We start from the raw sequence: 291 nt of genomic DNA on the forward strand, positions 1-291 counted from the left end.
CATAAATTCCTGCTAGCTCCGCCGGCTGTCCGGCACGCTTTAATGGAACGGCCGGTGTTTCCTTGCCGAATTTCGGAATGTTTTCACCGGGCTGTCCTCCCGAAATCTGCAGAGGCGTCCAGATCGGCCCCGGCGCGACGGCGTTCACGCGAATGTCGCGCTCGGCCAGTTCGATCGACAGCGAACGCGTGAACGCGACGATCGCGCCCTTGGTCGCCGAGTAGTCGAGCAGCTTCGGGCTGCCGTGATACGCGGTGACCGACGCGGTGTTGACGATGCGTCCACCGGGCT

Annotated in this window: 1 protein-coding gene; it reads right to left on the reverse strand. The window is 63.2% G+C overall.

The annotated features are described in order from the left end of the window. The coding region (locus SB816_RS30905) for an SDR family oxidoreductase (protein WP_410548106.1) at positions 1 to 291 on the reverse strand (291 nt) is incomplete at both ends.

The organism is Achromobacter sp. SIMBA_011, from assembly GCF_046535435.1.
Classification (GTDB): domain Bacteria; phylum Pseudomonadota; class Gammaproteobacteria; order Burkholderiales; family Burkholderiaceae_B; genus Achromobacter; species Achromobacter dolens.